29 protein-coding genes are annotated in these 26,008 nt (G+C 64.5%); 18 read left to right on the top strand and 11 right to left on the bottom strand.

Annotated elements, in window-relative coordinates; all coding sequences use genetic code 11:
• Positions 1-98 precede the first annotated feature (98 nt).
• Positions 99-659: a PAN domain-containing protein gene (locus AC0L3S_RS29780; protein WP_473283165.1), complete on the top strand. Its 561-nt coding sequence runs from the start codon at positions 99-101 to the stop codon at positions 657-659.
• A gap of 6 nt (positions 660-665) precedes the next feature.
• Here AC0L3S_RS29780 and AC0L3S_RS29775 read toward each other — a convergent pair whose 3' ends face one another.
• From AC0L3S_RS29775 to AC0L3S_RS29760, 4 genes are all read right to left on the bottom strand, one after another.
• A complete protein-coding gene (locus AC0L3S_RS29775; RefSeq protein WP_473283163.1) occupies positions 666-1,232 on the bottom strand; it encodes a nucleotidyltransferase family protein in 567 nt (188 codons plus the stop codon).
• A gap of 53 nt (positions 1,233-1,285) precedes the next feature.
• Positions 1,286-2,062 carry a signal peptidase I gene (lepB, locus tag AC0L3S_RS29770; protein ID WP_473283161.1) on the bottom strand — a complete coding sequence of 259 codons (777 nt, stop codon included), beginning with the start codon at positions 2,060-2,062 and terminating at the stop codon, positions 1,286-1,288.
• Complete coding sequence (tldD, locus tag AC0L3S_RS29765) at positions 2,059-3,486, bottom strand: metalloprotease TldD (protein ID WP_473283159.1); 1,428 nt, start codon at positions 3,484-3,486, stop codon at positions 2,059-2,061. Before tldD ends, lepB begins: the two co-directional genes overlap by 4 nt.
• A 114-nt stretch (positions 3,487-3,600) precedes the next feature.
• The gene (locus tag AC0L3S_RS29760; protein WP_473261073.1) at positions 3,601-4,146 is read right to left on the bottom strand and encodes an invasion associated locus B family protein; all 546 of its coding nucleotides are present in this window, start codon (positions 4,144-4,146) and stop codon (positions 3,601-3,603) included.
• Positions 4,147-4,594: 448 nt separating this feature from the next.
• Here AC0L3S_RS29760 and coxB point away from each other — a divergent pair, with 448 nt between their 5' ends.
• From coxB to AC0L3S_RS29715, 9 genes are all read left to right on the top strand, one after another.
• Positions 4,595-5,434, top strand: coding sequence for a cytochrome c oxidase subunit II (gene coxB, locus AC0L3S_RS29755; RefSeq protein WP_473261071.1), 840 nt, complete (start codon positions 4,595-4,597; stop codon positions 5,432-5,434).
• Between the two features lie 88 nt (positions 5,435-5,522).
• Entirely contained in the window at positions 5,523-7,148 is a 1,626-nt protein-coding gene (gene ctaD, locus AC0L3S_RS29750; protein WP_007605061.1) for a cytochrome c oxidase subunit I, read from the top strand.
• 60 nt (positions 7,149-7,208) lie between these two features.
• Complete coding sequence (locus AC0L3S_RS29745) at positions 7,209-8,153, top strand: heme o synthase (RefSeq protein WP_473261069.1); 945 nt, start codon at positions 7,209-7,211, stop codon at positions 8,151-8,153.
• Positions 8,150-8,326 (top strand): hypothetical protein, encoded by a 177-nt coding sequence (locus tag AC0L3S_RS29740; RefSeq protein ID WP_007599435.1) that lies wholly within the window; start codon positions 8,150-8,152, stop codon positions 8,324-8,326. Before AC0L3S_RS29745 ends, AC0L3S_RS29740 begins: the two co-directional genes overlap by 4 nt.
• A 5-nt stretch (positions 8,327-8,331) precedes the next feature.
• Positions 8,332-8,982, top strand: coding sequence for a cytochrome c oxidase assembly protein (locus AC0L3S_RS29735; protein ID WP_473261067.1), 651 nt, complete (start codon positions 8,332-8,334; stop codon positions 8,980-8,982).
• A 78-nt stretch (positions 8,983-9,060) separates the two neighbouring features.
• Positions 9,061-9,957 carry a cytochrome c oxidase subunit 3 gene (locus AC0L3S_RS29730; RefSeq protein ID WP_007599437.1) on the top strand — a complete coding sequence of 299 codons (897 nt, stop codon included), beginning with the start codon at positions 9,061-9,063 and terminating at the stop codon, positions 9,955-9,957.
• A 97-nt stretch (positions 9,958-10,054) separates the two neighbouring features.
• A complete protein-coding gene (locus AC0L3S_RS29725) occupies positions 10,055-10,456 on the top strand; it encodes a DUF983 domain-containing protein (protein WP_473283157.1) in 402 nt (133 codons plus the stop codon).
• The gene (locus tag AC0L3S_RS29720; RefSeq protein ID WP_473283154.1) at positions 10,453-11,205 is read left to right on the top strand and encodes an SURF1 family protein; all 753 of its coding nucleotides are present in this window, start codon (positions 10,453-10,455) and stop codon (positions 11,203-11,205) included. Before AC0L3S_RS29725 ends, AC0L3S_RS29720 begins: the two co-directional genes overlap by 4 nt.
• A gap of 113 nt (positions 11,206-11,318) precedes the next feature.
• Positions 11,319-11,684, top strand: coding sequence for a nuclear transport factor 2 family protein (locus tag AC0L3S_RS29715; protein ID WP_473261059.1), 366 nt, complete (start codon positions 11,319-11,321; stop codon positions 11,682-11,684).
• A 94-nt stretch (positions 11,685-11,778) separates the two neighbouring features.
• Here AC0L3S_RS29715 and AC0L3S_RS29710 read toward each other — a convergent pair whose 3' ends face one another.
• Complete coding sequence (locus AC0L3S_RS29710) at positions 11,779-13,119, bottom strand: histidine kinase (protein ID WP_473261152.1); 1,341 nt, start codon at positions 13,117-13,119, stop codon at positions 11,779-11,781.
• Between the two features lie 85 nt (positions 13,120-13,204).
• Between AC0L3S_RS29710 and AC0L3S_RS29705 the strand changes: the two genes are divergently transcribed.
• From AC0L3S_RS29705 to AC0L3S_RS29685, 5 genes are all read left to right on the top strand, one after another.
• The gene (locus AC0L3S_RS29705; RefSeq protein WP_473261057.1) at positions 13,205-13,849 is read left to right on the top strand and encodes a response regulator transcription factor; all 645 of its coding nucleotides are present in this window, start codon (positions 13,205-13,207) and stop codon (positions 13,847-13,849) included.
• Between the two features lie 556 nt (positions 13,850-14,405).
• Entirely contained in the window at positions 14,406-15,824 is a 1,419-nt protein-coding gene (thrC, locus tag AC0L3S_RS29700) for a threonine synthase (RefSeq protein ID WP_473261054.1), read from the top strand.
• Positions 15,821-17,110 (top strand): M16 family metallopeptidase, encoded by a 1,290-nt coding sequence (locus AC0L3S_RS29695; RefSeq protein ID WP_473283152.1) that lies wholly within the window; start codon positions 15,821-15,823, stop codon positions 17,108-17,110. The genes thrC and AC0L3S_RS29695 overlap by 4 nt, the downstream gene beginning before the upstream one ends.
• A gap of 40 nt (positions 17,111-17,150) precedes the next feature.
• Positions 17,151-17,738: a GNAT family N-acetyltransferase gene (locus AC0L3S_RS29690; RefSeq protein ID WP_007605081.1), complete on the top strand. Its 588-nt coding sequence runs from the start codon at positions 17,151-17,153 to the stop codon at positions 17,736-17,738.
• Between the two features lie 155 nt (positions 17,739-17,893).
• Positions 17,894-18,517, top strand: coding sequence for a hypothetical protein (locus tag AC0L3S_RS29685; protein ID WP_473283150.1), 624 nt, complete (start codon positions 17,894-17,896; stop codon positions 18,515-18,517).
• Between the two features lie 200 nt (positions 18,518-18,717).
• On the opposite strand, the gene AC0L3S_RS29680 is transcribed toward AC0L3S_RS29685, so the two are convergent.
• The 5 genes from AC0L3S_RS29680 to AC0L3S_RS29660 form a co-directional block, all read right to left on the bottom strand.
• Positions 18,718-19,203, bottom strand: a complete 486-nt coding sequence (locus AC0L3S_RS29680) for a F0F1 ATP synthase subunit B family protein (protein WP_473261048.1) — start codon at positions 19,201-19,203, stop codon at positions 18,718-18,720.
• A gap of 5 nt (positions 19,204-19,208) precedes the next feature.
• Positions 19,209-19,775: a F0F1 ATP synthase subunit B family protein gene (locus tag AC0L3S_RS29675; protein ID WP_473261045.1), complete on the bottom strand. Its 567-nt coding sequence runs from the start codon at positions 19,773-19,775 to the stop codon at positions 19,209-19,211.
• A 60-nt stretch (positions 19,776-19,835) separates the two neighbouring features.
• Positions 19,836-20,066 carry a F0F1 ATP synthase subunit C gene (locus tag AC0L3S_RS29670; RefSeq protein WP_007599451.1) on the bottom strand — a complete coding sequence of 77 codons (231 nt, stop codon included), beginning with the start codon at positions 20,064-20,066 and terminating at the stop codon, positions 19,836-19,838.
• A 53-nt stretch (positions 20,067-20,119) separates the two neighbouring features.
• The gene (locus AC0L3S_RS29665; RefSeq protein WP_007605089.1) at positions 20,120-20,869 is read right to left on the bottom strand and encodes a F0F1 ATP synthase subunit A; all 750 of its coding nucleotides are present in this window, start codon (positions 20,867-20,869) and stop codon (positions 20,120-20,122) included.
• A 113-nt stretch (positions 20,870-20,982) separates the two neighbouring features.
• Complete coding sequence (locus tag AC0L3S_RS29660) at positions 20,983-21,357, bottom strand: AtpZ/AtpI family protein (RefSeq protein ID WP_473283148.1); 375 nt, start codon at positions 21,355-21,357, stop codon at positions 20,983-20,985.
• Between the two features lie 391 nt (positions 21,358-21,748).
• On the opposite strand from AC0L3S_RS29660, the gene AC0L3S_RS29655 reads away from it, so the two are divergent.
• The gene (locus AC0L3S_RS29655) at positions 21,749-22,285 is read left to right on the top strand and encodes a hypothetical protein (protein ID WP_473283146.1); all 537 of its coding nucleotides are present in this window, start codon (positions 21,749-21,751) and stop codon (positions 22,283-22,285) included.
• 150 nt (positions 22,286-22,435) lie between these two features.
• A complete protein-coding gene (locus AC0L3S_RS29650) occupies positions 22,436-22,915 on the top strand; it encodes a secondary thiamine-phosphate synthase enzyme YjbQ (RefSeq protein ID WP_473283144.1) in 480 nt (159 codons plus the stop codon).
• Between the two features lie 127 nt (positions 22,916-23,042).
• On the opposite strand, the gene AC0L3S_RS29645 is transcribed toward AC0L3S_RS29650, so the two are convergent.
• Positions 23,043-24,668, bottom strand: a complete 1,626-nt coding sequence (locus AC0L3S_RS29645; protein WP_473261039.1) for an MFS transporter — start codon at positions 24,666-24,668, stop codon at positions 23,043-23,045.
• A 343-nt stretch (positions 24,669-25,011) separates the two neighbouring features.
• On the opposite strand from AC0L3S_RS29645, the gene AC0L3S_RS29640 reads away from it, so the two are divergent.
• Entirely contained in the window at positions 25,012-25,683 is a 672-nt protein-coding gene (locus AC0L3S_RS29640; protein ID WP_473261036.1) for a response regulator, read from the top strand.
• Positions 25,684-26,008: the final 325 nt, after the last annotated feature.

Genomic DNA, 26,008 nt, shown 5'->3' with positions numbered 1-26,008 from the left:
GATCGGGACCCGAGCCGTTCATCGCCCGTACAGGTTTGCGGCGATCAAATGGCCGGCTGAAAAACCCGAGCGTCGTCAATAACTCGAAAGCTGTTCCGATGGGGAAGGGCCGCCTGGCCGCAATGGCAAGCGTCGTGGCCTGCGCCGCGCTGCTTTCGCTCGCGTTTGCGAGCTGGCCTGCGCGCGCCCAGACGGCGTTCGACCGGCCCGGCGGAGACTATTTCAGCACCCCGGTCACGTCGGGCGATCCGGAGGATTGCGCGCTGCTGTGCGAGCGCGACCGCCGTTGCCGCTCGTGGAGCTTCAGCTATCCCGACGTCGAAGGCGGCTCGGCGGTGTGCTGGCTGAAGAACACGGTGCCTGCGCGTGTGCCGGGAAGCTGCTGCATCTCCGGTGTGCGCGGCGCCGGCGTGATCGAGCCGCGTGTCGAAGGCGTGGAGACCTCGATCGACCGCCCCGGCGGCGATCTGCGCAATTTCGAGATGAAGGACGGCGAAGGCGAAGAAGCCTGCAAGGCCGCCTGCACCGCCGACAACAAATGCCGCGCTTTCACCTATGCCCGCCCGGGCTACACCGGACGCGAAGCGCGCTGCTTCCTGAAAAAGGAAATCAAGCCGCCGCGCCGGAAGGCGGGGTTCACGTCGGGCGTGGTGAGATAGCTCGGATCATTCCGGCGCGATCACCGTGATCTCGGGCCACAGTGTCTTCCAGCGTGCCGCCTTCGCCGCGTAACTGGCGGCGGAAAAATTCGGCGCCCGATTGGGTCGCACGATCAGCTTCGCGATGTCGTCGAACCCGTGCGGCGCGTAGACGTTGAAATTCCCACCGGCAGGACGGATGCCCACCTGCGTATTCTCCGTGAGGAAGCGGTCGATACCGTCGGTCGCGCGCATCAAGGGCGGATAGGGCAGACCGTGCTTGCCGGGATACCAAAGGTGCACGCGGGCCTGGTTGCGGATTTCGATCTTGGCGCCGTGATGCGCGAGCTGCGCCTGCAGCTTGCGGATCACCGCGTCTTCCGCCTCCCATGAGGTGTCGGAATCGAAATAGAACACGTCGTAATCGGCGATGCCGTGATCGATCGGGCGGCCCGTGAGCGCGTTCCACACCGTCTGCACCAGGCAGCCCGCGACGAGCCACGCATCCGGCAGCGCGAGGCGATGGATTTCATGGAGGATCGCTGCGTTGAAGGGATTTCGCAGGGCGAGAGCCAGAAATTCGTCGCGGTCCATCACTGTTGCGCTCCCTCTCCCGCGTGCAGGAGAGGAGTGAAGACATTCGGCCTTCAATGCACGGCGGTGAAAAACCGCGCCATGCGAAATCCGGACAGCCAGGTCCACACCGGCTGGCCGCGAATGCCGAGATCCCAGGATCCGAGCACGGCATCCGCGCGGCCGACCAGATTGTCGATCGGCAACATGCCGACGCCGCCGGAGCGCAACGGCACGCGGCTGTCGGCGGAGTTGTCGCGGTTGTCGCCCAGCACGAAGAGATGGCCTGCCGGCACCGTCACTTCCTGCGTGTTGTCGAGCGGACCGTTGTCGCGCATCTTGAAGATCAGGTGCGAGACGCCGTTCGGCAGCGTCTCGACATAGCGGTAGGCGGGTTCGCTGCCGCCATTGTCGTCCTCGGCGGCGCCAACGCCGTCCGGCTTCAGCTCGGCGGGGCGGTCGTTGACGAAGAGCTGGCCCTGGCGCAGCTGGATGCGGTCGCCGGGCAGACCCACGACGCGCTTGACCCAGGCCTGCGAGCGGTCGCCGGGCCAGCGGAAGACCACGACGTCGCCCTGCTTCGGCGTCTCCGCGAACACGCGGCCGCTCTCAGGCAGGTTGATCTGGATCGGCAGCGACGAGGTGCCGTAGCCGTAGGGGAATTTCGAGGCGATCAAGGCGTCGCCGATCAACAGCGTCGGCTCCATCGAGCCCGACGGCACGTAGAACGGCTCGGCCAGCGCACCCTTGGCGATGAACACCGCGGCGACGATACCGACGAGCTGCACCAGCTGGCCGGCCCAGCCGCTGCTCTTCCGTTTGGTGGTGACAGTTACCTTCTCGACACTCATCCGCCTGTTCCACCCACCGTAATGCGTTCCATCAACAGCGACGGCTGGCCGACGCCGACCGGCACGCCCTGACCGTTTTTGCCGCAGGTGCCGATGCCGGTATCGAGCGCGAGGTCGTTGCCGATCATGCGGATGCGATGCAAATCGGTCGGCCCGTTGCCGATCAGCATGGCGCCCTTCAAGGGCGCACCGATCTTGCCGTTCTCGATCTTGTAGGCCTCGGTGCACTGAAACACGTATTTGCCCGAGGTGATGTCGACCTGGCCGCCGCCGAAATTCGCGGCGAAGACGCCGTTCTTCACCGAGGCGAGGATCTCGGCCGGATCGCGGTCGCCCGCGAGCATGTAGGTGTTGGTCATGCGCGGCATCGGCACATGGGCATAGCCCTGGCGGCGGCCGTTGCCGGTCGGCTTCATGTTCATCAGGCGCGCGTTCTGACGGTCCTGCATGTAGCCGACCAGGACGCCGTCCTCGATCAGCACGGTGCGGTTGGTCGGCGTGCCCTCGTCGTCGATCGACAGCGAGCCGCGGCGCGAGGCAAGGGTGCCGTCGTCGACCACGGTCACGCCCTTGGCCGCGACCTGCTGGCCCATCAGGCCGGCAAACGCCGACGTCTTCTTGCGGTTGAAGTCGCCTTCGAGGCCGTGGCCGACCGCCTCATGCAGCATCACGCCGGGCCAGCCGGCCCCGAGCACGACGTCCATCTCGCCGGCGGGAGCGGGAATCGATTCCAGATTGACAAGGGCCTCGCGCAGCGCGCCGTCGGCGGCGTCGCGCCAATTCTTGCTTTCGATGAATTCGGCGTAGCCGGCGCGGCCGCCATAGCCCTTGCTGCCGCTCTCCTGGCGGTCGCCCTGACCGGCGACGACGGAGACGTTGACGCGCACGAGCGGGCGGATGTCGCGATAGCTCTCGCCGTCGGGCCGCAGGATCTCGACCACCTGCCAGGTCGCGCCCAGGCTGACACTGACCTGCCGCACCCGCGGATCCTTGTCGCGCAGATAGGCGTCGATCTCGGCGAGCAGTTTGACCTTGGTCTCGAAGCCGGGGGCATCGAGCGGATTGTCGTCACTGTAAAGCCGCACGTTGGTATGCGCTGGAGGCGCGGCGAAACTGCCGGAATAGCCGCCGCGCACGGCCGCGACCGCGTCCGCGGCGCGAATCAGCGCCGGCAGCGACACGTCGGAGGAATGCGCGTAGCCGACAGCATCGTCCTTGACGGCGCGCAGCCCAAAACCCTGCGAGGTGTCGTAGGTCGCCTGCTTCAGCCGTCCATTGTCGAACATCAGCGCTTCGGTCTGGCTGTATTCCAGGAACAATTCGCCGTCGTCGGCACCGGCAAGCCCGCGCGCGAGCTCGTTGCGAACCTGGTCGCGGTCGAGATTGGCGCGGTCGAGCAGGGAGGTTGTGGCAGGGTTGGTCATGCGTCCGTCCATTATCGGGGGATGTGAGGCAAGATAATGGTTTTCCGGCAGTTCCGCGAGGGCGCCAAGTCTCACATTACGGAAACAATAGGATTCGCGGGACCGTCCTTCGCCCTACGGCAGTTTGTCATATCCCTCGCCGAGCCCATTCAGGCTGAGCGGGAAGCCGATGCCTTCTTCCGGGGTCTCGAAGATGATGAAGGTCGCGGTCTTGGCGGTGCGGAGCTGGCCGAGCAGCTTGTCGTCCATGACGACCTCGGCGACGCAGCCATTGGGCAGGCAGCGGACAAAGCCGGCACGCCCGACATCCTGGTTGTCGAGCTTGAGGCCGAGGCCGGAGGGCAGGAGAACACCGAGAGGGGCGACGACCCGCATCAGGCGGCTTTTCTGGTCGGCGGTCTTGAGGACGATCACGGTCAGGCCGGCGTTGGAGCGGTCTTCGGCCACCACGCTCTGGATCAGGGCGCATTGCTCGGACTGGGCGCCCGGCGGGGTGTCGCAGCGGATCTGCCAGTCGCCATGGACGGAGCGCACCGCGCCCTGCGCATGGGCGAGGCCCGGAAGCGCCAGGGCGACGACCGCCGCCAACACGGCAGCCAGCATCGTGAGGCCGCCAGCCTGGCTTTTAGCCCGCCTTGCCATGGATCTCGAAAACCCCATCGGGTCGGTCCCTCTGCTCGCCTGGGTCGCTCGCGTCAGGCGGACTGATACGGGAATGACGGCGTCTTGAAGGCGATTCGCAAGCAAATTCCACGCCGCCACGGCCGCCGTCGCCCGCACGAATCAGGTTCCTGTGCGGCTGTCCGCCAGTGCCTACCGCGGGCAATTCCGCTGTCAAGCGGCAGCATCCCGGGAAATGGTATTTTTGTCTGATGTTACTAGGAAATATCTTGCGGGTGATGGCTGACAGACGAGGCTCAAGACTGCATTGCGATAGATCAAGAATTATGGTTTGAGAGGCTTGATTTCGGCGTTCTAGCGATCTGGCCCCAATTCCTCTTAGAGGTATTCTTGCGCGGCGGTTTGTCAGACGGGGGGATCGAATAAAGCGTTTCCCGAAAATAGGGGAATGCACTTGGGGTGATTTCGTTAGGGGAGCGCGAACGGCATGAAGATGTCGATGGGCCCGGTGGGCCGGCACTTGCTGGGATTGGCCGTAGCGGGTCTGACGCTGGCGACGGGCGGTGCGGCATTTGCCGAGCTCGGGCAACCGGCTGCGTGGGAGTGGACGCTTCAGCAGTCCGCTTCCCCGGTGATGGACAACATCGTCTGGTTCCACAATTTCCTGTTCGTGCTGATCACGCTGATCACGCTGTTCGTTCTGGCGCTGCTCGTGATCGTGGTCGTCAAATTCAACGCGAGAGCCAATCCGGTGCCGTCGCGGACCACGCACAACACGCTGATCGAGGTGGCGTGGACGCTCGTTCCGGTGCTGATTCTGGTCGGTATCTCGGTGCCGTCGTTCCGCCTCCTGTTCCTCGAACTCGACGTGCCGAAGGCGGATCTGACCATCAAGGCGACCGGCAAGCAGTGGTACTGGTCCTACGCCTATCCGGATAACGGCAAGTTCGAGTTCGACTCGCTGATGGCCCAGGACAAGCAGCCCCGTCTGCTCGGCGTCGACAACGAGATGGTGGTGCCCGTCAACAAGGTGGTTCGGGTTCAGGTGACCGGGGCCGACGTGATTCATGCCTTTGCGCTGCCGTCCTTCGGCGTCAAGATCGACGCCATTCCGGGCCGGCTCAACGAGACCTGGTTCAAGGCCACCAAGACCGGCATGTTCTACGGCCAGTGCTCGGAATTGTGCGGCAAGGACCACGCCTTCATGCCGATCGCCATCCGCGTGGTGAGCGACCAGGAGTTCGCCTCCTGGGTCGAGACCGCGAAGAAGAAGTACGCGAGCGGCGGCACCAGCACCTACGCCTCCACGGCCGGCCCGACGCAGTGAGCGCCGGGCGAACGGCTCGAGGAAACTGAAAGCGACATAAGGGCGGGACCTCCAGAGGTCCGATCGGGACGCAAGGCAGGATTAGAAAATGGCAACGAGCGCAGCGGCACACGGCGATCACGCGCAAGACCACGGACATGACGAGCACGCCCATCCGACCGGATGGCGGCGCTACGTCTATTCGACCAACCACAAGGACATCGGCACGATGTACCTGATTTTCGCGGTCATCGCCGGCGTCATCGGCGCCGCGATGTCGATCGCGATCCGCGCCGAGCTGATGTATCCGGGCGTGCAGATCTTCCACGAGACGCACACCTACAATGTGTTCGTGACCTCCCATGGCCTGATCATGATCTTCTTCATGGTCATGCCTGCGATGATCGGCGGCTTCGGCAACTGGTTCGTGCCGCTGATGATCGGCGCGCCCGACATGGCGTTCCCGCGCATGAACAACATCTCGTTCTGGCTGCTGCCGGCGTCGTTCGCGCTGCTGCTGATGTCGACCTTCGTCGAGGGCGAGCCGGGCGCCAACGGCGTCGGCGCCGGCTGGACCATGTACGCGCCGCTGTCGAGCTCGGGCCATCCGGGCCCGGCCGTCGACTTCGCGATCCTGTCGCTGCATCTGGCGGGCGCCTCCTCGATCCTCGGCGCCATCAACTTCATCACCACCATCTTCAACATGCGCGCGCCGGGCATGACCCTGCACAAGATGCCGCTGTTCGTGTGGTCGATCCTGGTGACGGTGTTCCTGCTGCTGTTGTCGCTGCCGGTGCTCGCCGGTGCGATCACGATGCTGCTCACCGACCGCAATTTCGGAACGACGTTCTTCAACCCCGAAGGCGGCGGCGATCCCGTGCTGTTCCAGCATCTGTTCTGGTTCTTCGGTCACCCCGAAGTGTACATCCTGATCCTGCCCGCCTTCGGCATGGTCAGCCAGATCGTCTCGACCTTCTCGCGCAAGCCCGTGTTCGGCTATCTCGGCATGGCCTACGCCATGGTCGCGATCGGCGGCATCGGCTTCGTGGTGTGGGCGCACCATATGTACACGGTCGGCATGTCGTCGGCGACGCAGGCCTATTTCGTCGCCGCCACGATGGTCATCGCGGTCCCGACCGGTGTGAAGATCTTCTCGTGGATCGCCACGATGTGGGGCGGCTCGATCGAGTTCCGTGCGCCGATGATCTGGGCGGTGGGATTCATCTTCCTGTTCACCGTCGGCGGCGTCACCGGCGTGGTGCTGGCGAATGCCGGCGTCGATCGCGTGCTCCAGGAGACCTACTACGTCGTCGCGCACTTCCACTACGTGCTGTCGCTCGGTGCGGTGTTCGGGATCTTCGCCGGCTGGTATTACTGGTTCCCGAAGATGTCGGGCTACATGTACAATGAAGGGCTCGCGAAGGCGCACTTCTGGGTCACCTTCATCGGCGTGAACCTGGTGTTCTTCCCGCAGCACTTCCTCGGCCTCTCGGGCATGCCGCGCCGCTATGTCGATTATCCCGACGCGTTCGCGGGCTGGAACCTGGTCTCGTCGGTCGGCTCTTACATCTCCGGCTTCGGCGTGCTGATCTTCCTCTACTGCGTAATCGACGCCTTCGCGAAGAAGGTGCCGGCTGGCGACAATCCGTGGGGTGCAGGTGCGACCACGCTGGAATGGACGCTGCCCTCGCCGCCGCCCTTCCACCAGTTCGAAGTGCTGCCCCGCGTGCAGTAAGCCAATGCTCGCGGCGCCCGTGACGGGCGCCGCGGCTCGACAACCAAGCGAGTCAGTCTAGTGTCCGTCCTCGACCACAACGCCATCGACATCAATCCCCGCATCTCCGAAGCGGAGGTTGGCGATTACATCGCGCTCCTGAAGCCGCGGGTGATGTCGCTGGTGATCTTCACCGCGCTGGTCGGAATGGCGATGGCGCCCGGGCATTTCCACCCGGTGCTGGCCATCACCTCGCTGCTCTGCATCGCGGTCGGCGCCGGCGCGTCCGGCGCGCTCAACATGGCGCTGGAAGGCGACATCGACGCCAAGATGTCGCGCACGGCGAACCGCCCCATTCCACGCGGCCGCATCACCCGTCCCGAGGCGATGACCTTCGGCATGACGCTCGCCTTCTTCTCGGTGATGACGCTCGGCATCCTCGTCAACTGGATCGCGGGCGCGCTGCTCGCCTTCACCATCTTCTTCTACGTCGTGATCTACACGATCGGCCTGAAGCGCTGGACCGCGCAGAACATCGTGATCGGCGGTGCCGCCGGCGCGCTGCCGCCGGTGGTCGCCTGGGCCGCGGTCACAGGCACGGTCGACGTCGAGCCGCTGCTGCTGTTCGCCATTATCTTCTTCTGGACGCCGCCGCACTTCTGGGCGCTGGCGCTGTTCCGGTCCGACGATTACGCGCGCGCCGGCATCCCGATGCTGCCCAACGTCGCCGGCCCCGACGCGACCCGGCTTCAAATCCTGCTCTACACCATTGTGCTGATCGCGGTCGCTGCTGCGCCCTGGGCGCTCGGCTATTTCGACGCCATCTACGGCATCGTCTCTCTGATCCTCGGCGCCGGCATGCTGGCGTTCGCCGTCAACGTCTATGTGCGTCGCGAGCGCAGCCAATCGCTGCGGGCGACCCGCAAGCTGTTTGCATTCTCCATCCTCTATCTGTTTGCGCTGTTTGCGACCTTGCTGGCCGAGGTCGTGTTCCGGGCGCTTGCGCCGATGGTAGGGAGCGCATGATCGCAGGGATGGCCGACAAACCCGAGATAGATGGAATCGTCCTCACCGAGGCGCAGAAGAAGAGCCGTCGTCAGCGCTCGATCGCGATCGCACTCGCGCTCGGCGTGCTCGTGGTGCTGTTCTTCGCCGTGACCATGGTCAAAGGACCGGCCGTGCTCGTCCGGCCGATGTAGGAAACATGGATCAGAAGCCGACCATATCGCAGGATCAGAGCCGGACGGCCACCAAGGGGCGCAGGCCTGCCAAGGGGCTTGGCCGCGACGTGGTGGTCGCCTCGATCTGCGGCGGCGTGGTCGCGCTGATGGTCGGCGCCTCCTACGCGGCGGTGCCGTTCTACAACTGGTTCTGCCGCGCCACGGGCTTCAACGGCACGACCCAGGTCGCGACGTCGGCGCCGGCCAGCGGCCCGATCGCACGGAAGATCGCGGTGCGCTTCGATTCCAACGTCGCGCCCGGCCTGCCCTGGAAGTTCGAACCCGAGCAGAGCGAGATCGAGGTCAATATCGGCCAAGTCGTGACCGTCTTCTACACGGTGACGAACCAGGCCGCGCGGACCACCGCAGGCCAGGCCGCCTACAATGTCGCGCCGCTGACGGTCGGATCCTATTTCCAGAAGATCAACTGCTTCTGTTTCACCGAGCAGACCATGGCGCCCGGCGAGAAGCGCGAGATGCCGGTCGTGTTCTACGTCGATCCGTCGATTGCCGACGACCACGACAACGACGGTCTCAACACGATCACGCTGTCCTACACGTTCTATCCGGTGAAGGATCCGGTGGTGAAGCCGCTCGCGGCCAGCGAAGACGACAAACGCAAGGGAAATCTCTGATCTCCGGGCTCACGCGCCGGGGTTGGACATAAGGGGATAAGTGCCTGACAGGCACGGGATTGAGGAGCGAGACCGCAAATGGCAACGGCGCACACCAAGCATCACGACTACCACCTGGTCGATCCCTCGCCATGGCCCGTCGTCGGCTCCATCTCCGCCTTCATCATGGCGGTCGGCGCGATCACCTGGATGCACCACATGTTCTCGGCCGCGCCGATCATCTTCGGTGTCGGCACCGTCGGCGTGCTCTACACCATGGCGAGCTGGTGGGGCGACGTGATCAGGGAAGCCCAGTACAAGGGCGACCACACCCGCGTCGTGCAGCTGCATCACCGCTACGGCATGATCCTGTTCATCGCCTCGGAGGTGATGTTCTTCGTCGCCTGGTTCTGGGCCTATTTCAACGCGGCGCTATTCCCGGCCGACGCCGTCCACGCCACCCGCGATGCGGTGTTCGGCTGTGGTCTCGGGACCGCGGCCGGCGCCTGCGCCGTGCCGGGCACCTGGCCGCCGCACGGCATCGAGACCTTCGATCCCTGGCATCTGCCGCTCCTGAACACGCTGATCCTGCTCACCTCCGGCACCACGGTGACCTGGGCCCACCATGCGCTGCTCGAGAACGATCGCCAGGGCCTGAAATATGGCCTGATCCTCACCGTCGTGCTCGGCGCGCTCTTCACCTGCGTGCAGGCCTATGAGTACAGCCACGCGGCATTCTCCTTCGGCGGCAACGTCTACGGCGCAACCTTCTTCATGGCGACCGGCTTCCACGGTTTTCATGTGCTGGTCGGCACCATCTTCCTGCTGGTGTGCCTGTTCCGCGCCTATGCCGGCCACTTCACGCCGACCCAGCATCTCGGCTTCGAGTTTGCCGCCTGGTACTGGCACTTCGTCGACGTGGTCTGGCTGTTCCTGTTCCTCTGCATCTATGTCTGGGGACACGGTGCCGAGACCATGGCCCACGGCGCGCATTAAGCGGGCTGACATCGGATCGAGAAAGGGCGGCCCCGGGGCCGCCCTTTTGCTTTCTGCGCGCAGGGTTTCGGCAGAAACTGTGATAGACCCTTTGACCATGAACGAAGCCAGCGATACGTCCGAGCCGCAAGTCACCGTCCTGCAAAGCGCGCTGCGCGGGCTTGCCTGCAAATGCCCGCGCTGCGGCCAGGGCAAGCTCTATGCGGGCTTCCTGACGCTAGCGCCGTCCTGCGAGCGTTGCGGCCTCGACTACGCCTTCATCGATTCCGGTGACGGTCCGGCGATCTTCATCATCATGCTGGCCGGCGCGATCGTGGTCGGCTGCGCGCTCGTCGTCGAGGTCAAGTACCAGCCGCCGTACTGGCTGCACGCGGTGCTGTGGCTGCCGCTGATTCTCGCGACGACTCTGCTGCCGTTGCGCGCGATGAAGTCGCTGCTGATCGCGCTGCAATTCCACCATAAGGCGGCGCCGGGCCGGCTGGTCGACCGCGCGAAATGAACGAGACCGCGCGCAAGCCTCGCGTGGCCGGCTTCGCGCTGTTCACGCTGTTCCTGACTGCGGTCTGCGTCGTGCTCGGTGTCTGGCAATTGCAGCGCCGCCTCGCCAAGCATGAGCTGATCGCCGCCCTCACCGAGCGCCTCGCGGAAGCACCGGTCGCTCTGCCGCCGCCGGCACGATGGGCCGCGCTAAGTCCCGCGCGCGATGAATTCCGCCGTGTCAGCTTTACCGCGACCTATGCGCCGTTACCCGATGCGATGGTCTATTCCCCCGGATCCGCCGTACGCAAGGATGCGTCAGGCCCCGGCACCTGGGCGTTCCTGCCGGCGCGGCTGCCGGGCGGAGAGACGGTGGTCATCGATGCGGGCTTCGTCGAAAACACCATGCAGGATCGCAGCGTCGAGGATCGCGCGGTCAAGAAGCTCGTCACGGGCCAGGCGGTCTCATTCACCGGCTATCTGCGCTTCCCGGAGCCACCTGGCTGGCTGACCCCGGCGGCGAACCGCGACAAACGGCTGTGGTTCGTGCGCGATCACGTGGCGATCGCGAGCGCGCTGGGCTGGGGCGCGGTTGCGCCGTTCTATGTCGACCTCGAGCAGCCCGCCCCCGAGAACGGCATTCCGCGGCCGGGACCGCTCGACGTGCATCTCAAGGACGATCACCTGCAATACGCCATCACCTGGTTCACGCTTGCAGGCGCCGTGCTCATCGCCTTCGCCGTGTGGGCAAGAGGGCGGCGGCGGGGCTGAACTGCGCAATCCCTCCAGGGAACCCGGTATCGCCCGGGGTTTACCATTCAGCAGACATTCACGAGTGTGGTCCTAAGCCGCCATCGTTTTTCCGCGGCAGACAGGATTGCAGCGTGAGCGATTTCGACCAGATGGGAATTGTCGTCGACTGGGTGGATGCCTGCAGGAAGGGCGACCTCGCGACGCTCCTCGATCTCTATGCGGACGATGCCGAGGTCGAATGCACGTGCAACGGCACGCAGCACTATCGGGGCCGGAGCGAGCTCGAAGCCTATTGGCAGCCGCGTCTCAGCGCCTTCTCGTCGGCCGGTTTCGGGTTGGAGGAAATCCATCCTGCGCCCCACGGCGTCGATGTCGAATATTCCGTCGCCGGCGCGCTGCGCATCCGCGCCTCGTTTTGTTTCAGTCCCGACGGCAAGATCCGCACCACGTTGTGCGAGCCGGCGCGACAGAACGCGCAGCTTGGCTGTGCGTGCTAGAGTTTCGGTTCTCATTAAATCAGAACCGAACTCTGGATTCTGTTTTGACTCCTTTTCTTCACGCGAACCGGTATCCACTTCGCTCGAAGACGTTCTAATCGTTGACCGGCGCCTCGCGTGCCGGTCCGGCGGGAAGGCGGCAGCGCACATAGGTCCTGTCGTCCACGCGCAGCAGTGACAGCGATCCGCTGAGTGCGCGCACGCGCTCATGCATGCCGGTCAGGCCGCGGCCGAACACATTCCCTTCGGGAAAGCCGCCGCCGTCGTCGGAAATCTCGATGGCGACCGTGTCGCCGGCGACGGTCGCCTGCACATGGGCATTGCTGGCACCGGCATGACGCAGCACGTTGGTCAGCGCCTCCTGAATCACGCGATAGACGGTCTGAGCCAGCGGCCCGTCGATCGCGTTGAGATCCGGATCGATCGTGTCCGTCAGGTCAATAGACGGCGCCTGCTTGCGAAAATTCCGGAGCAGCGTCTGCACGCTGGTCTCCAGACCCAATTCCTCGATATAGAGCGGTCGCAACCGGTCGAGGATGCGGCGGTTGGTCTGCTGGAGCGCCTCGACCGATTGCAACACCTCCTGTGCCGAACTGCCGGGATTTCCCGCAGGAGGCGAGGCGTCGGCCAATGCGATCGTGCCGGCGCGGATGCTGAACAGCAGCGGACCGAGTTCGTCGTGCAGTTCGCGCGCGAGATCGCGCCGCTCGTCGTCCTGGAGCGACACCAGGCGGTGCAGCAGGTCGCGATTATCTTGGCTCAATTGCGCCAGCGTTTCGGCCAGCGCATTGGCCTCTTCACAGCTTTGCCGGATTTCCGGCGGTCCTCCGACCGGGATGGGCGTTGCATAGTGGCCGCTCCGCATCCGCGAGAGTCCTTCGCCGAGATCTTGCAGCGGGCGCAGGGCCGATCCCGCGAAAACATACGCAATGGTGCCGGTGAGCACCATCAGCACGGCAACGAGGATGGTCAGTGCGAGAAAGCCGATCCACTTCTCGAACAGGTCGGCCGACAGGTCCGGCAGGAAGACGAGATCGCCGACACGCTGGCCGTCGATCGTCACCGGAGCTGCCGCGTTCACGTCCGGAATGGCGAGCAGGTCGACAAACCATTGTGGTACGCCATGCGGCTTGCGCAGGCCGCCCCTCGCCGAGGAAGCTGGACCCGTCTCTACGGCACGGAATTGGATATCGGAGGAGGTGTCCAGAGAATGGACAAAGGCGTCCAGCGTCTGCCGCGGATTGTTTGAGGTGCGCAGGGTGTTGTTGAGCGCGGCGGCAATGGTCTGGATCGAACGCCGCCCCGGCTCGTTCTCGTCCGCCAATTGGTCGGTGGCGAAGGTTTGGAGCAGCACGCCGCTCATGATCAGCGCGGCGAGGAAGCTCAAGCCGAGTGGCAGAAATAGTTGGGTCCTGAACGAGAAGCGGTGCCACATTAGGTCAATTCTAACGCGCATCAGGGGATTTTGCTCTTTCCATTTGTTCCCGTCGGTTTATGAGTCGAAAAACTAGAGAGTTACAATGCAAGATACTGCCAAGCCGGCGACCCGAGTCCTGATTGTCGACGACCATCCCGTGGTGCTGTCCGGTTGCCGCACCCTGTTCGCCTCCGACCATTCGATCCGGATCGACGAGGCGACCGACGCCAAATCCGGGCATCGCGCCTATGTCACCAAGCGCCCCGACGTCACTGTGATCGACATCAGCCTGCCCGACGTCTCCGGCTTTGAACTGATGCGGCGCATTCGCAAGGACGATCCCGACGCCAAGATCATCATGTTCAGCATGAATGACGATCCGGCCTTCGTGGTGCGGGCGGTCGAGCTTGGGGCGCAGGGCTACGTCTCCAAGGGCGACGATCCCCGGATCCTGCTCAAGGCGGTGCGCAAGGTGGTTGCGGGCGACAATTTCATCTCACCGCAGCTCGCGGAAGCCGTGACGTTTTCCGGCGCGGCGATCAAGGCCAATCCTGCCTCGCAGATGACGCCGCGGGAGCTCGAGATTCTTCGCCTGCTGGGTCGAGGCGACAAGATCGTCGAGGTCGCCGAGGCACTCGGTATCTCCTATAAGACCGTCGCCAACACCACCTCCCTGCTCAAGCAGAAGCTCGGTGCCAAGAACCATTCCGACCTGATCCGGATCGCGGTGGAAATCGGGATGAACTAACGCCCGGGGCGCCGAACCGGCTGCTCCAGGATGCTGCCGGTTCGGCGGGCGGACCGGTCTCGGCGCTCAGCCGGGCAATGCATGGATAGCGCCGATACCATCCGCCGACACAATGGGCCCAACCGACGTTCGTTCCCGAACTGTCCTGTCGCTTGGGATATAATGGCAGTGCGTGACGCAGTGCCGCTGGCGAACGCTTGCCCGCGCCGAAACGCGTCGGGAAAAACAGGAACATTTTCTCACACATCCCGTTTTGTCCCTTGACGATGTCGTGACAGCCGACGAAAGCTTGCGCGAACAGTTTTTGCGGGTCGGTGACCCCAAGAGGCCAAACTGGTCTGCACACAACGACAGACCTTCCAAGAGAGGGCTGCGGCATTGCCGCAGCCCTTTTCGTTGGCAGCCTTTTTCCTTGGATGGCCCCAGCCGCGAAGCGGTTTCCTGATGCCGCAAAACACTTTATGGTGGCTCAAAGCCTCTGGCTGGTAACAAGTAATTTCGTAAAATCAAAGGCTTGCGGATCGAGCCCAAGCTCGGCCGGCCTTTGGAGGGCAGTTTGACTCGTTATATCTCGACCCGGGGCGAGGCCCCCGAACTCGGCTTCTGCGATGTGATGCTGACCGGGCTCGCCCGCGACGGCGGCCTGTATGTGCCGGCCACCTGGCCGCAACTCTCGCCTGACGCCATCGCCGGCTTCTTCGGTCGCCCCTATTGGGAGGTCGCGGTCGAGGTGATCCGCCCCTTCGTCGCCGGCGAGATCTCGGACGCCGAGCTCGGCCGCATGGCGAACGAGGCCTACGCCACTTTCCGCCATCCGGCGGTGGTGCCGCTGCGCCAGATGGCGCCGCACCAGTTCGTGCTGGAGCTGTTCCACGGTCCGACGCTCGCTTTCAAGGACGTGGCGATGCAGCTGATCTCGCGGCTGATGGACCACGTGCTCGCCAAGCGCGGCCAGCGCACCACCATCGTGGTCGCGACCTCGGGCGACACCGGCGGTGCTGCAGTCGACGCGTTCGCAGGGCTCGAAAATGTCGATCTCATCGTGCTGTTCCCGCATGGCCGCATCTCCGAGGTGCAGCGGCGGATGATGACGACGACGGGCGCGGCCAACGTCCATGCGCTCGCCGTCGAGGGCAATTTCGACGATTGCCAGGCCCTCGTGAAGGCAATGTTCAACAACCATCGCTTCCGCGATGCGACGTCGCTGTCCGGCGTCAATTCCATCAATTGGGCGCGGATCGTCGCCCAAGTGGTCTACTATTTCACCTCCGCCGTTGCCGCCGGTGCACCCGCGCGCGCGGTGGACTTCGTCGTGCCGACCGGCAATTTCGGCGACATCTTCGCCGGCTATGTCGCCAAGCGCATGGGTCTTCCGGTGCGGACCCTGGGCATCGCCGCTAACGTCAACGACATCCTGGCGCGCACGCTGAAGACCGGGATCTACGAGGTGCGCGAGGTCCACGCGACGGCGTCGCCGTCGATGGACATCCAGATCTCCTCGAATTTCGAGCGGCTGCTGTTCGAGGCTGGCGGGCGCGATGCCGCCGGCGTGCGCCGTCTGATGGATTCGCTGAAGCAGTCCGGCCGCTTCGTGCTGCCCGATGCGACGCTGGCCGCGATCCGCGAGGGGTTCGACGCAGGCCGCGCCGACGAGACCGAGACCGCGGCCGCGATCCGCGCCGCCTGGCGCGAGGCGGGCGAACTGGTCGATCCTCACACAGCGGTCGCGCTTGCGGTCGCCGACCGCGACACCACGGACAGGACGGTTCCCAGCATCGTGCTGTCCACCGCCCATCCGGCCAAATTCCCCGATGCGGTCGAAGCCGCCTGCGGCCAGCGGCCGCAACTGCCGGCCTGGCTCGATGGCCTGATGACCAAATCCGAACACATGAAGGTGATGAAGAACGACCAGGCCGAGGTCGAGCGGTTCGTGCTGTCGGTCAGCCGCGCCGCGAAACAGGGAGTTGCCGGATGAGCGTCGAGATTTCCAAGCTTGCGTCCGGCCTGACCGTCGTCACCGACAAGATGCCCCATCTCGAGACCGCGGCGCTCGGCGTCTGGGCCGGCGTCGGCGGGCGCGACGAGAAGCCCAATGAGCACGGCATCTCGCATCTTCTGGAACATATGGCGTTCAAGGGCACGACGAAGCGCTCCTCGCGCGAGATCGTCGAGGAGATCGAGGCGGTCGGCGGCGACCTCAACGCCGGCACCTCGACCGAGACCACGTCCTATTATGCACGGGTGCTGAAGGCTGACGTGCCGCTCGCGCTCGACGTGCTCGCCGACATCCTGGCCAATCCGGCCTTCGAGCCCGACGAGCTCGAGCGCGAGAAGAATGTCATCGTGCAGGAGATCGGCGCGGCGCAGGACACGCCTGACGACGTCGTGTTCGAGCATCTCAACGAGCTCTGCTATCCCGACCAGCCGATGGGCCGTTCGCTGCTAGGCACTGCGAAGACCTTGCGTGCCTTCAGCCGCGACTCGCTGCGCGACTATCTGTCGACGCATTACCGCGGGCCGGACATGGTGGTGGCGGCAGCCGGGGCGGTCGATCACGAGCAGGTGGTCGCCGAGGTCGAGCAGCGCTTTGCCAGTTTTGAGGGGACAGCGGGTCCCAAGCCGCAACCCGCGCAGTTCGGCAAGGGCGGCACCAAGGTGGTGCATCGCGAGCTCGAGCAGGCGCATCTGACGCTAGCGCTGGAGGGCGTGCCGCAGGCCGATCTGTCGCTGTTCTCGCTCCAGGTCTTCACCAACATCCTCGGCGGCGGGATGTCGTCGCGGCTGTTCCAGGAGGTGCGCGAGAAGCGCGGCCTCTGTTACTCGATCTACTCGTTCCATGCCCCCTATACCGACACCGGCTTCTTCGGCCTCTACACCGGCACCGATCCGGCCGATGCGCCCGAGATGATGGAGGTCGTGGTCGACATCATGAATGATTCGGTCGAGACCCTGACCGAGGTCGAGATCGCGCGGGCCAAGGCGCAGATGAAGGCGGGGCTGCTGATGGCGCTGGAGAGCTGCTCCTCTCGTGCCGAGCAGCTCGCCCGGCATGTGCTGGCCTATGGCCGGCCCCAGACCGCCGAGGAGCTGGTGGCCCGGATCGACGCCGTCAGCGTCGAATCGACCCGGGATGCGGCGCGTGCGCTGCTTTCGCGTAGCCGCCCTGCGGTTGTCGCATTGGGCAGTGGCAGGGGTCTGGACACGGCGGTGTCTTTTGCGGAAGGATTGACCCGGGCACGCGCCAAGGCGCGGCTGCATTAGGAGCCGCGCACGGGTTGATCCGTCCCCGGGAAGCATCACCATGGCCCTCTTCCGCCTGCCATCCAGTGGACCCGCCGCTCTCGCGCCGCGCGGCAACGGCCTGTTGCTACGCGCGCCGCAGATGTCGGATTTCCTGCAATGGGCCCATCTGCGCGAGTCCAGCCGCGATTACCTGACGCCCTGGGAGCCGATCTGGCCGTCGGACGATCTCACGCGCTCCGGTTTCCGCCGTCGCCTGCGGCGCTATTCCGAGGACATCGCCGCGGACCGGTCCTATCCCTTTCTGATCTTCCGGGAGCTCGACGGCGCCATGGTCGGCGGCATCACGCTCGCCAATGTCCGCCGCGGCATCGTCCAGGCCGGCACCATCGGCTATTGGGTCGGGAAGCCCCACGCCCAGCGCGGCTACATGACGGCCGCACTGCGGGTGCTGCTGCCAACGCTGTTCGGCGAGCTCAATCTGCACCGGGTCGAGGCCGCCTGCATCCCGACCAATGCGCCGTCGATCCGGGTGCTGGAGAAGTGCGGTTTCTCCCGCGAGGGGCTGGCGCGCCGCTATCTCTGCATCAACGGGATCTGGCAGGACCATTTGCTGTTCGGCCTGCTGCACGAGGATTTCCGCGGCTGAGTCCGTTCATTCATGTGACCAAAGTCTGCTGTGTGCCTGCCTTGGGTTCGCCGGTTTTGACGATATAACGGCGCAAGCCGGCCGGTGATCGGCCGGGATGTTGTCATGGAGTATGGGCGTTGAGGGTGCAGGAGCTTCGGTCATCGCGGAATGCGTTGCGGCGGGGGGCAGCGGTCGCGCTGGCGTTGTCAGTTGCGCTGGTCTCCATTTCGCCGGTCGCGGCGCAGTCGCTGACCGATCGATTCAAGGGCCTGTTCGGCGGCAAGTCGGACGAGCCGGCCCAACCCAAGCCGGCGCCTGCACCAGGCCAGCCGGCGGCTGATGACGATCTTGATTGCCCGCAGGTCACGGTGCGTGCCGGAGCCTCCACCTACGCGGTCGGTGCCACCGGCAAGCCGGCCGTCGGCAACGAGATCCGCTTCCAGGCCACCATCACCAAGATGGCGCGCGAATGCGCCCGCAATGGCGGCGACATCACGGCCCGGATCGGTATCCAGGGCCGCGTCATTGCCGGTCCCGCCGGCGCGCCTGCGAGCGTCGAGGTGCCGCTGCGCGTCGCCGTGGTGCAGGGCGGCGTCGGCGAGAAGGTGATCGCTTCCAAGGCCTACCGGACCACGGTCGGAATGTCGGAGGGCGGCAGCGTGCCGTTCACCTTCGTGGCCGAGGATCTGGTCTATCCGATGCCTCCGGCCAAGGACGCCGATAGCTACATCTTCTATGTCGGCTTCGATCCGCAGGCGCTGTCGCCCGAGCCGAAGGCGCGGGCGAAGAAGAAGTAGCCACGTAAAGATAGTCGTCATGCCCCGCGAAGGCGGGGCATCCAGTACGCCGCGGCTTCTCGATTGATCAGGACTGTCTCTGGAATACTGGATCGCCCGCCTTCGCGGGCGATGACATCAGATTTGCCGATGCCGTGCCCGACAAACAAAAAAGCCGGCGCTCATCGCGCCGGCTTTTTGATGGGTGAAGGCGAGGCCCCTCAGTTCAGCTTCTGCCTGACTTCGGTGATGCCCTTGGCGAGCAGATCGTCGGCGACCTGGCCCTTGACCGACTGCGACAGGATCGTGGAGGCGGCCTGGACGGCGGCTTCGGCGGCTGCGGCGCGCACATCGGCGACTGCCTGGGCCTCGGCGAGCGCGATCTTGCCCTCCGCGGTCTTGGTGCGGCGAGCGACGAAATCTTCCACCTTGGCCTTGGCCTCGGTTGCGATGCGCTCGGCTTCGCTCTTCGCGTTTGCGATGATGTCGGCGGCCTCGCGTTCGGCCGAGGCGGTGCGCGCCTTGTAGTCGGCGAGCACTTTGGCGGCTTCCTGCTTGAGGCGCGTCGCGTCGTCGAGCTCGGCCTTGATGCGATCGGCGCGATGGTCGAGGGCAGTCATGGCCTTCTTGAAGACCCCGAGATAGCCGAACCCGACCATCAGGATCACGAAGGCGATGGCGACCCAGGTTTCAGGATCGAAGAACATATCGATTAACCCTTCAAGGACGCATCAACGGCGGCATTGACCAACGCCGCGTCCGGAACCACGCCGGTGAGCTGCTGCACGATGCTGCCTGCCGCGTCGGCCGCGATGCCGCGGACGTTGCTCATGGCGGTCGCACGGGTCGAGGCGATGGTCTTCTCCGCCTCGGCGAGCTTGGCCGCCAGTTGCTCTTCCAGCGCCTTGCGCTCGGCGTCCGCCTGCGCATTCGCCTTGTCGCGGGATTCGTTGCCGATGGCCTGCGCGCGCGAGCGTGCCGAAGCAAGCTCGCTTTCATAGGCCTTCAGCGCCGCTTCGGACTGGTCCTTCAGCTTCTGCGCTTCGGCGAGGTCGCCCTCGATCTTGTTCTGACGCGCCTCGATCGCACCGCCGACGCGCGGCAGAGCGAGCTTGGACACGATCACGTAAAGCGCGACGAAGAAGATCGCGAGCGACACCAGCTGTGAAGCATAAGTGCCGCTCTCGAACGGCGGAAAACCGCCACCGTGGTGACCACCGTCAGCCTCAGTGTGAGCGCCCGCCGCCGGACCTTTTGCGCCGCCATGACTTTCAGCCATGGAGTACTCCTGTTGCTGTCATGCGCGTCGCTTCGGTTGAAGCGGCGCGAAAAATCGTTCTCAGAGGGGAACGAACAGCAGCAGCAGCGCGATCAGCAGCGAGAAAATGCCGAGCGCTTCGGTCACGGCGAAGCCGAAGATCAGATTGCCGAACTGGCCCTGAGCGGCCGAGGGGTTGCGAACGGCTGCGGCGAGGTAGTTGCCGAAGATCACGCCGACGCCGACGCCCGCGCCGCCCATGCCGATGCATGCGATGCCCGCGCCGATAAGTTTTGCTGCTGCCGGATCCATTTTAGACTCCTTGGAAGAAAGATTGGGTTTTGGGTGGAAATTCCCCGGACCGCTCAGTGTCCCGGATGAATGGCGTCGTTGAGGTAGATGCAGGTCAGGATCGCAAACACATAGGCTTGCAGGAATGCGACCAGAATCTCGAGAGCGTACAGCGCGACCGTGAGCGCCAGCGGCAGCACGCCGCCGACCCAGCCAAGGGCGCCGAGCGAGAAGCCGAGCATGGCGACGAAGCCCGCGAACACCTTCAGCGCGATGTGGCCGGCCAGCATGTTGGCGAACAGACGAACGCTGTGGGAGACCGGCCGCAGGAAGAACGACAGGATCTCGATGAACATCACCAGCGGCAGGATGTAGCCGGGGACGCCGTGGGGCACGAAGATCGAGAAGAATTTCAGGCCGTTCTTGGCAACGCCGTAGATCAGCACCGTGAAGAAGACCAGCAGCGCGAGTGCCGCGGTGACGATCAGATGGCTCGAGATCGTGAAGGTGTAGGGGATAATGCCGACCAGGTTCGAGACGCAGATGAACATGAACAGCGAGAAGATCAGCGGGAAGAACTTCATGCCTTCCGCGCCGGCCGTCGAGCGGATGGTCGAGGCCACGAATTCGTAGGAGATCTCGGCGACCGATTGGAGCCGCCCGGGAACCAGCTGCGTGCCGCTGGCGAGCATCAGGATCGAGATGATCGCGACCGCCACCAGCATGTAGAGCGACGAATTGGTGAAGGCGATCGTGTGATTGCCGATATGGCCCAGGGTGAAGAGAGGCTCGATGTTGAACTGGTGGATCGGATCGATTTTCATCAGCGCGGCATCTCTTGGTCTGCCGGGCGATGCCGGCGGGTCTCGGTCTGCCGGTCAGGCCGGCCCGTACCGGCTCGAGCCGGCACGATCATTCCTCTCCTGGAGTGGATCGCTTAAGAACCACCGCGCCTGTTTTGACCCGCGCCTGCCGTTCTCACCACATTCACCACGCCGGCGACGAAGCCCAGCAGCAGGAACACGATGAATCCGAAAGGCGACGACGACAGCAAGCGGTCGAAACCCCAGCCAATCCCCGCTCCGACAACGACCCCGGCGACCAACTCGGAGGATAACCGGAAACCAAGCGCCATCGCCGAGGCTCTGGCCGCTCTGTCTTCACCGTCACCTGCGGGTTGCTCGGTCTTGACGTGGCGGCCGCGAAATTCGGACAACCGCTGATCAAGATTTCCGAGCCGATCGGAAAGCGCAGCTTCCTCGGGCGATCTATCGCGATCTCCATTCTCGCCGTGTCCCGTGCCCTGTGTCATGCAACGAAGACCCGAAACGCCGCGGCTGAATGGAAATTACGCCCGCCACCCTCAAAAGCCGCGCGGACCATACTGATGGCCCATAATCAAGTCAAGCCAAGTCACGATTGTGTCCATTCCCGTTATGTGTCTGATTTATCTGGAAATATTGACGCGAGCGGTAGCGCTGCACACAGCGTGACGCCGCACCGCAGCAGGTCTCCGCTTGATCGGCGGACGCAGTCGCCATTTCGCCCAGTGGCAGGGATCAAAGGGGGCGCCGCGATCGTTCATCTCAGAGGCGCGTTTTGGGCGGCGGATCGCCTCGCCGGGGTGTAGAATTTGCGAGAAGTGCCACCTTTATGAGCGCCATCTTTGGAAGTGCTAGCGGCGCGTCGTGGCGGAGAATGCGATGAGAGCAGCGAATTCATCCACAGCATCATGGCTTGCGGCGGCGGCGTTCGCCGCGGCGATGGCCGTCAGCGCCGGCGGCCTGGCCGCGCAATCTGCGCCCGACAGCGAAAACGGCCGCTACAGCATGACCCCCATCCCCGACGGCGTGCTGCGGCTCGACAGCCGCACCGGCACGGTGTCCACCTGCACCCGCAGCGGCACCGGCTGGGCCTGCTACGCGGTGCCCGATGAACGTGCCGCGCTCGACGCCGAAATCGGCCGGCTCCAGGCCGAAGTCGAGACGCTGAAGGGACGGCTCGCGGCGGGGCCGACCGTGTCAGGCAAGATCGACGAGGCGCTGCCGAAAACCGATCCGCTCAAGAAGGCGGAGCCGCAAGCACGAGAGCCAAAGGCCGCCGAGGGTGACCGCAGGATCGAGATTCCGCTGCCGAGCGACCAGGACGTCGATCGCGTGATGTCGTTCCTGGAAAAGGCTTGGCGTCGGCTGATCGACATGGCCAACCGCGTGCAGAAGGACGTGTCGGGGAAAATCTAGCGGGTCCCTCGGTGTCGTCCTGGCGAAAGCCAGGACCCATACGCCGCAGCCTCTCTGTTTTTCTCGGTGCGCGTGGCCAACTTCTCGTCATCACGAGCATTTGGGGTAATGGGTCCTGGCTTTCGCCAGGACGACGTAACGGGAGCCCTCATGACGTCAGCCAAATCCATCTCGCGCTCGGCGCCGTCGTCAGGGCCGGCCACCACCATCGCATCGTCGCTGCTGACTGTGCAGACGCCGGGGCGCGGCTTCAGCGACCTCACCGCCGAGGCGGCGCGGTTCATCGCCGACGTTCATGCGCGGGACGGCGTGCTCACGCTGTTCATCCGTCACACCTCGGCGTCTCTGACAATCCAGGAGAATGCCGATCCATCGGTGCTGGTCGATCTCACTACGGTGCTGACGCGGCTCGCGCCCGACGATGAAGATGCGGGCTGGACGCACGACACCGAAGGGCCGGACGACATGCCGGCGCATATCAAAACCATGCTGACGGGGACATCGCTCCAGGTGCCGGTGCTGAACGGCAGGCTCGCGCTTGGCACCTGGCAGGCGATCTATCTGATCGAGCATCGCGCCCGTCCGCACCGGCGCGAGGTGGTGCTGCAATTCCTCGGCAGCAATCAGTAGAGCGTTTTCGAGCGAAGTGGATCCCGGTTCGCGTCAAGAAAACGCGTCAATATAAAGAATCCGGAGTTCAAAACAAAACCGGCCGCGGAGACCGCGGCCGGTTGGCGTTGATCTGGATCTGCGTCGATCAGGTCGTCTTGATATCGACGTCCTTGGTCTCCGGCAGGAAGAACAAGCCGATCACGACGGTAATCGACGCGAAGATGACCGGATACCAGAGGCCCGCATAGATATCGCCCGTCGAGGCCACGATGGCGAAGGCGGTCGCCGGCAGCAGGCCGCCGAACCAGCCGTTACCGATGTGGTAGGGCAGCGACATCGAGGTGTAGCGGATGCGGGTCGGGAACAGTTCGACCAGCATCGCGGCGATCGGGCCGTAGACCATGGTGACGAAGATCACCAGGACGAACAGCAGTCCGACGACCGCCGCCACCTGCGGACGGAAGATGTCGAACGGATGCGCCATCTTCACGATGCCCGCATCACCGGCCTTCGGATATCCGGCTGCCTGCACGGCGGCGAGGACCGCCGGATTGCCGTCCTTGGCGTTGGCGTAGGCGACTTCCTTGCCGTTGACCATCACCTTCACGCCGGATCCGGCCGCACCTGGCGTGGTCCCGTACTTGACCGACGACTGCGACAGGTAGGCACGTGCGGTGTCGCAAGGCGAGGTGAAGACGCGGGTGCCGACCGGGTTGAACAGGTCGCCGCAACCTGCGGGATCCGCCACCACGTCGACCTTGACCGACTCGATCGCCTTTTCCAGCGCCGGGTTGGCGTTGGTGGTGATCATCTTGAAGATCGGGAAGAAGGTCAGCGCCGCGATCAGACAGCCGCCGAGGATGATCGGCTTGCGGCCGATCTTGTCGGAGAGCATGCCGAACACGATGAAGAAGCCGGTCCCGAGCAGGAGCGACCAGGCGATCAGCAGGTTGGCGGTGTAGCCGTCGACCTTGAGGATCGATTGCAGGAAGAACAGCGCGTAGAACTGGCCGGTGTACCAGACCACGCCCTGGCCCATCACGCCGCCAAGCAACGCCAGCAGCACGAGCTTGCCGTTCTGCCAATTGCCGAAGGCTTCCGTCAGCGGGGCCTTCGAGCTCTTCCCCTCGTCCTTCATCTTCTGGAAGATCGGGGATTCGTTGAGGCGAAGCCGGATCCAGACCGAGACGCCAAGCAGCAGCACCGAGACCAGGAATGGAATGCGCCAGCCCCAGGCTGCGAAGTCGGGTTCGCCGAGCGCGGAGCGCGTGAACAGGATCACCAGCAGCGACAGGAACAGTCCGAGAGTCGCCGTGGTCTGGATGAAGGAGGTGTAGTAGCCGCGCTTGCCGTTCGGAGCATGCTCCGCGACGTAGGTCGCCGCACCGCCATATTCACCGCCGAGCGCGAGGCCCTGGGCGAGACGCAGCGCGATCAGGATGATCGGGGCCGCGATGCCGATGGTCGCCGCATTGGGCAGCAGGCCGACGATGAAGGTCGACAGACCCATGATCAGGATGGTGACGAGGAAGGTGTATTTGCGGCCGACGATGTCGCCGACACGGCCGAACACGATCGCGCCGAACGGGCGCACCAGGAAGCCCGCCGCGAAGGCCAGCAGCGCGAAGATGTCGCGGGTTGCCGGCGGATAGGCCGAGAAGAACTGCGCGCCGATGATGCCGGCCAGCGAACCGTAGAGATAGAAATCGTACCACTCGAAGACGGTACCGAGCGAGGAGGCGAGAATGACGAACCGTTCGTCCTTCGTCATCCCTCCCGCGCCTGCTTGAGACACAGCCATTGTCGACATGTTGAGTCGCTCCCCGAAAAATCGTTTCCTCGCGCCCTGGATGTCCGGTCATGCCGGATCAACCCAAGCCTTGCCCCCAAGGTAACATTGGCGTGAAACCCGCCCCAATACGACTTTCGGCCTTTCGCACTGACGCGCACCTGACGCCGCGGGCGTTCCATCCGGCAACATAGTGCCGACCTGTGGATTAACCCCGTTGCCGCAAAGGGATAATGTCCACTTGCATGCCACGGCTGGTCGGGAAAGAATTGACCAGGGCCCCGCGCCGGCTTACTGGCCCGGTGCGATTGCCAGCAAGAGAACGATGAACGCTCCCTCGACCCATCTCGTCATTGCCGATGACCATCCATTGTTCCGCGACGCGCTGCGGCAGGCGGTGGCAGGCGTCCTGAGCTCGGCCAGGATCGATGAGGCTGGATCGTTCGAGGATCTGACCAAGCTTTTGGAACAGACCTCCGACGTCGACCTGATCCTGCTCGACCTCTCGATGCCCGGGATTTCCGGCTTTTCCGGCCTGATCTATCTGCGCGCGCAATATCCGGCCATTCCGGTGGTGATCGTCTCGGCTTCCGACGACAGCGCCACGATCCGCCGCTCGCTGGATTTCGGCGCCTCCGGCTTCATCCCGAAGCGCTTCGGCGTCGAGACCCTGCGCGACGCCATCCTCAAGGTGATGGAGGGCGACGTCTGGGTTCCCGCCGACACTGATCTGTCGGCGGTCGCCGACCCCGACATGACGCGCCTGCGCGACCGGCTGGTGACGCTGACGCCGCAGCAGGTCCGGGTTCTGATGATGCTGTCGGAGGGATTGCTCAACAAGCAGATCGCCTATGAGCTCGGCGTCTCCGAGGCCACCATCAAGGCGCATGTCTCGGCCATCCTGCAAAAGCTCGGCGTCGAAAGCCGGACCCAGGCCGTGATCGCCGCCGCGAAAATCGCCGGCGGCCAATGGAAGCAGGGCACCCCGACGGGGTGAGGCTGTAGCGAGCGGACGGCCCGTGGTCGTAGCCCGGATGGCTTGTCCGCCGCTGCTCTAAGAGCGAGGGCGGAAGCGTAGCGCAATCCGGGGCCGCTCGCCCCGCATCGGCACCTTCCCGGATTACGCTTCGCTCCATCCGGGCTACCGGACCTCCTCTGTGTCGCCTCTGTCAATCCGCTCACGCGAATATATTCCGCTTTACCGAAATTCGGAATTGGCGTATGTGTCGTTCATCCCGGCTCATTCTTGAGGGGCGATCTTGTGGTCGTCACGTTCGCGAGCCGGGCTTGCGGTGGACGCGGCAGCGTTCGGGTGCGAGAGG

Source organism: Bradyrhizobium sp. Ken01 (assembly GCF_055807355.1).
The sequence above is the reverse complement of the archived record's forward strand: the minus strand, read 5'-3'. Positions and strand labels throughout refer to the sequence as shown.

What these genes read in the sequence shown, in the direction of transcription:
- AC0L3S_RS29705 (WP_473261057.1), top strand. Translation starts at nt 13,205, where the DNA reads ATGCAAGATACTGCCAAGCCGGCGACCCGAGTCCTGATTGTCGACGAC.
- AC0L3S_RS29640 (WP_473261036.1), top strand. Translation starts at nt 25,012, where the DNA reads ATGAACGCTCCCTCGACCCATCTCGTCATTGCCGATGACCATCCATTG.
- AC0L3S_RS29645 (WP_473261039.1), bottom strand. Translation starts at nt 24,668, where the DNA reads ATGACGAAGGACGAACGGTTCGTCATTCTCGCCTCCTCGCTCGGTACC.
- AC0L3S_RS29695 (WP_473283152.1), top strand. Translation starts at nt 15,821, where the DNA reads ATGAGCGTCGAGATTTCCAAGCTTGCGTCCGGCCTGACCGTCGTCACC.
- AC0L3S_RS29720 (WP_473283154.1), top strand. Translation starts at nt 10,453, where the DNA reads ATGAACGAGACCGCGCGCAAGCCTCGCGTGGCCGGCTTCGCGCTGTTC.
- AC0L3S_RS29650 (WP_473283144.1), top strand. Translation starts at nt 22,436, where the DNA reads ATGACGTCAGCCAAATCCATCTCGCGCTCGGCGCCGTCGTCAGGGCCG.
- AC0L3S_RS29725 (WP_473283157.1), top strand. Translation starts at nt 10,055, where the DNA reads ATGAACGAAGCCAGCGATACGTCCGAGCCGCAAGTCACCGTCCTGCAA.
- AC0L3S_RS29670 (WP_007599451.1), bottom strand. Translation starts at nt 20,066, where the DNA reads ATGGATCCGGCAGCAGCAAAACTTATCGGCGCGGGCATCGCATGCATC.
- ctaD (WP_007605061.1), top strand. Translation starts at nt 5,523, where the DNA reads ATGGCAACGAGCGCAGCGGCACACGGCGATCACGCGCAAGACCACGGA.
- AC0L3S_RS29710 (WP_473261152.1), bottom strand. Translation starts at nt 13,119, where the DNA reads ATGTGGCACCGCTTCTCGTTCAGGACCCAACTATTTCTGCCACTCGGC.
- AC0L3S_RS29730 (WP_007599437.1), top strand. Translation starts at nt 9,061, where the DNA reads ATGGCAACGGCGCACACCAAGCATCACGACTACCACCTGGTCGATCCC.
- lepB (WP_473283161.1), bottom strand. Translation starts at nt 2,062, where the DNA reads ATGAGTGTCGAGAAGGTAACTGTCACCACCAAACGGAAGAGCAGCGGC.
- AC0L3S_RS29675 (WP_473261045.1), bottom strand. Translation starts at nt 19,775, where the DNA reads ATGGCTGAAAGTCATGGCGGCGCAAAAGGTCCGGCGGCGGGCGCTCAC.
- AC0L3S_RS29680 (WP_473261048.1), bottom strand. Translation starts at nt 19,203, where the DNA reads ATGTTCTTCGATCCTGAAACCTGGGTCGCCATCGCCTTCGTGATCCTG.
- AC0L3S_RS29780 (WP_473283165.1), top strand. Translation starts at nt 99, where the DNA reads ATGGGGAAGGGCCGCCTGGCCGCAATGGCAAGCGTCGTGGCCTGCGCC.
- AC0L3S_RS29775 (WP_473283163.1), bottom strand. Translation starts at nt 1,232, where the DNA reads ATGGACCGCGACGAATTTCTGGCTCTCGCCCTGCGAAATCCCTTCAAC.
- coxB (WP_473261071.1), top strand. Translation starts at nt 4,595, where the DNA reads ATGAAGATGTCGATGGGCCCGGTGGGCCGGCACTTGCTGGGATTGGCC.
- AC0L3S_RS29760 (WP_473261073.1), bottom strand. Translation starts at nt 4,146, where the DNA reads ATGGGGTTTTCGAGATCCATGGCAAGGCGGGCTAAAAGCCAGGCTGGC.
- AC0L3S_RS29690 (WP_007605081.1), top strand. Translation starts at nt 17,151, where the DNA reads ATGGCCCTCTTCCGCCTGCCATCCAGTGGACCCGCCGCTCTCGCGCCG.
- AC0L3S_RS29665 (WP_007605089.1), bottom strand. Translation starts at nt 20,869, where the DNA reads ATGAAAATCGATCCGATCCACCAGTTCAACATCGAGCCTCTCTTCACC.
- AC0L3S_RS29735 (WP_473261067.1), top strand. Translation starts at nt 8,332, where the DNA reads ATGGATCAGAAGCCGACCATATCGCAGGATCAGAGCCGGACGGCCACC.
- tldD (WP_473283159.1), bottom strand. Translation starts at nt 3,486, where the DNA reads ATGACCAACCCTGCCACAACCTCCCTGCTCGACCGCGCCAATCTCGAC.
- AC0L3S_RS29660 (WP_473283148.1), bottom strand. Translation starts at nt 21,357, where the DNA reads ATGACACAGGGCACGGGACACGGCGAGAATGGAGATCGCGATAGATCG.
- AC0L3S_RS29655 (WP_473283146.1), top strand. Translation starts at nt 21,749, where the DNA reads ATGAGAGCAGCGAATTCATCCACAGCATCATGGCTTGCGGCGGCGGCG.
- AC0L3S_RS29740 (WP_007599435.1), top strand. Translation starts at nt 8,150, where the DNA reads ATGATCGCAGGGATGGCCGACAAACCCGAGATAGATGGAATCGTCCTC.